The sequence below is a fragment of the uncultured Campylobacter sp. genome, assembly GCF_938017705.1.
Lineage (GTDB): Bacteria > Campylobacterota > Campylobacteria > Campylobacterales > Campylobacteraceae > Campylobacter_B.
Map to the genome: position 1 here is coordinate 1 of NZ_CALIIS010000186.1, position 3598 is coordinate 3598.

2 protein-coding genes are annotated in these 3598 nt (G+C 39.0%); both read left to right on the top strand.

What is annotated here, in order from left to right:
* Positions 1–1269 (top strand): glutamine-hydrolyzing GMP synthase (guaA, locus tag Q0605_RS08605; RefSeq protein WP_298706196.1); only part of this gene is annotated, 1269 nt, incomplete at its 5' end.
* A gap of 19 nt (positions 1270–1288) precedes the next feature.
* Positions 1289–2968, top strand: coding sequence for an AAA family ATPase (locus tag Q0605_RS08610; RefSeq protein ID WP_298706199.1), 1680 nt, complete (start codon positions 1289–1291; stop codon positions 2966–2968).
* The last annotated feature ends 630 nt before the right edge of the window (positions 2969–3598 follow it).

The following is a 3598-nucleotide window of genomic DNA, read 5'->3' on the forward strand; positions in this document are numbered from 1 at the left end:
CATAAATTCGGCGCCAGCGTCGTGCCCGCAAGCAAAAAAGAGTACGGCAAAGCCTCTTTGAAGCTGCTCCGTGCCAGCAGACTTTTCGACGGCGTGGGGGATAACTCGACCGTATGGATGAGCCACTCGGACAAAGTCGAGAGCCTTCCCGGCGGCTTTGACGTGTTAGCTAGCTCGGATGAGAGCGAGTGGTGCGTATTCGGCGACGAGATCCGTAAAATTTACGCTCTACAGTTTCACCCCGAGGTCTGCCACAGCCGCTTCGGCGATAGAATTTTAAAAAATTTCGCCAAAGAGATATGCGGGCTGAGCAGCACTTGGAACATGGGTAGCTTCGCCAAAGAGCAGATGATCAAGATCAAAGAGCGCGTAGGCAACGCGAAGGTACTTTGCGCGGTAAGCGGCGGCGTAGATAGCTCCGTCGTAGCGGCGCTTTTGGCACATGCGGTGCCACAGAGCCTAATAGCGGTTTTCGTCGATAACGGACTGCTCCGCACGGGCGAGCGCAAGGCGGTAGAGGAGATGTTTAGACTCAAACTCGGCGTGAGCTTAGACGTGATCGATGCTAGCGAGCTATTTTTAAGCAGGCTAAAAGGGGTGGTCGATCCTGAGCAAAAACGCAAAATCATCGGCGCGACCTTCATCGAGGTTTTCAGCAAAGAAGCGGCAAAATACAAAAACGTAAAATTTCTAGCTCAAGGCACGCTCTATACCGACATCATCGAAAGCTCTGTGGCAGGCTCAAGCAAGACGATCAAAAGCCATCACAACGTAGGCGGCCTGCCTAAGGATATGAAATTTGAACTGATCGAGCCTCTGCGCGAAATTTTTAAAGACGAAGTGCGCCAGCTGGGACTCGAACTAGGCCTTTCGCGCGAAGTAGTTTTCCGCCATCCATTCCCAGGTCCTGGCCTTGCGATCCGCATAATGGGCGAGGTAAATACGCCGAGCCTCGAGCTACTGCGCAAAGCCGACGTGATCCTGCGCGACGAGCTAAAATCAAGCGGCTGGTACAACAAAACGTGGCAGGCGTTTTGCGTGCTTCTAAACGTGCACTCCGTGGGCGTCATGGGCGATAACCGCACCTACGAAAACGCCGTGTGCATACGCGTAGTAGACGCCAGCGACGGAATGACGGCTAGCTTCTCGCGCCTGCCTTACGACCTGCTAGAAAATGTCTCTCGCCGCATCATAAACGAAGTAGACGGCATCAACCGCGTAGTTTACGACATCTCGAGCAAACCGCCCGCAACGATAGAGTGGGAATAGGATTGTATTAGGGGGGGGAGTGAAACTTATAAAATTTTCTGTTACAAATTATAGAAGTATAACAAAAGCATATAAAATTAGTTTAGAAAATTTTACTGTTTTGGTTGGTAAGAACAATGAAGGAAAATCTAACTTATTAATGGCATTAAATGCGGCAATGAGTATTTTAATTGAGCATGGAAGGCGCCCAATTATGAGGATAAGACCAACAAGAGACTATGATTGGGATAGGGATTTTCCTTTGCAATTAAAAGAACGACGAAGCGGATTAGAGTCTATTTTTAAGCTAGAATTTAAACTAGAAGGACAAGAGCTTAATGACTTTCATCGAGAAACAAAAATAAAGGGAAATGAAGATATACCTATAACAATTAAAGTTGATAAAGATAATAGGCCAACAATTGAAGTCCCCAAAAAAGGTAGTTCTTCGTATAACAAAAAATCTAAGCAAGTTGCTAACTTTATTTCCAATAGACTAACTTTTAACTATATACAAGCTGTTAGAACTGATGAAATGGCAATAGACGTATTGAGAGATGTAATATCGCAAAGGATGGATTCAATAAATGAAGAAGATGAGTATAAAAATGCAATAAATAAGATTAATGAATTGCAACAAAATGTTTTAGATACAATCTCTAAACAACTATTAGAACCGTTAAAAGTTTTTTTACCAGACCTAAAAGATGTCAGTATAATACAAAATAATCATATGCGTTCTTATAGATATTTTAGAAGCGATGTCGAAATAATAATTGACGATGGAATTCCTACAAGTATAAGCTATAAGGGCGATGGAATAAAAAGTCTTGTGACTTTAGCGATACTGAAGGATATGAAGTCATCAACGGGGGCATCAATTATAGCGATAGAAGAGCCAGAATCCCACTTGCATTCAGGCGCGATTCATAGTTTAATAGAGGTTATTCAAAATATCTCTAAAAATAATCAAGTTATAATAACAACACATAATCCTTTATTTGTACAACGCAATAATATCAAGTCTAATGTAATAGTAAATTCTGGAACTGCTCAATCTGCAAAAAATATTGTTGAAATAAGAAATATTTTAGGTGTTTTACCATCAGATAATTTGAAAAGCGCTAGCCATGTATTGGTTGTGGAGGGGGAGGAAGATAAAATAATTTTGTCAAAAATTTTATCACACAAAAGCCAAAAAATTAATTCAGCTATTTCAAGTAATAAGTTAATTATAAAACCTTTAGGTGGAACAGGTAATTTAGCTCACGATATTCTTGATTTAAAAAATAGTATGTGTAAATTTTTTATACTACTAGACCATGATGAGGCTGGGCGCTCTGCAATAAGACTAGCTTTATCGAAATCATTAATTACGGAAGCCGATTATAAATTAACCATTTGTAACGGGAGCCCAGATTCGGAGATTGAAGATTGTTTAAAAACAGAAGTGTATGAAAAAGTGCTATTGGACGACTTTCAAATTAATTTAAACTGTAAAGAATTTAGAAACAATAAAAAATGGTCCGATAGGGTCAAAGATGCAAGATTAAATCAGGGTGGCATGTGGAACGATGAAGTAGAAAACAAAATAAAGCAAAAAGTAGCAACCTGTGTTTCGCAATGCAGTTGTCCTGTGGAAAATATTCTTATAGAACAAAAATCTGGATTTATAAACGGATTAGTTGAATCCCTTGAAAGAATGTTGGAAATATCATAATAGTTAATCATATTAAAAAGGAAACTATGTTGCTAGTATTGCAAATAATATTTTAAACAGTATTACAAAATAAAAATTTGATTTTTTATAAAATAGATAATTTCATTATATGCACAATAAGTTTATTACAGTCACATATAAATGTGTGGGATAAATCAAATTTACAATTTAAAATAGCGATATAGAAGTCATCGCAAAAGTATCGTCGGCAAGAATCTTTAATCAAAAATGTTAATATTTTTCTTAGACTAGTAACAGGATATATCTTGCAAGGCAGCGCCGTCTTGTTACAAAGCTTCAAACGAATAATAGACACTAAATTTCTATTAAAAGAGAAGTTATCTGTTCTACTGACGATAATACGAAAATTTCATACTAAACTATTACAATCAGCGATATAGCTAGATAAAATTAAAAGGGAATAATATGTAAAAATCTGTGTTATCCTGATGTATTCTTATAAAAAAGGTTTAACTCAGCCATTGAGAGCTTGGTGCAGATAAGGCTACATTTTGATTTTTTGCGGCGCAATAATGCTCAAGCAGAAGACAATATTTAGAGCGGGTAGTGATGATCCCAAGCGCAAGACCTGATTAGCACAGGACAGAGAGCCGGCAAGAGACGTCAGAT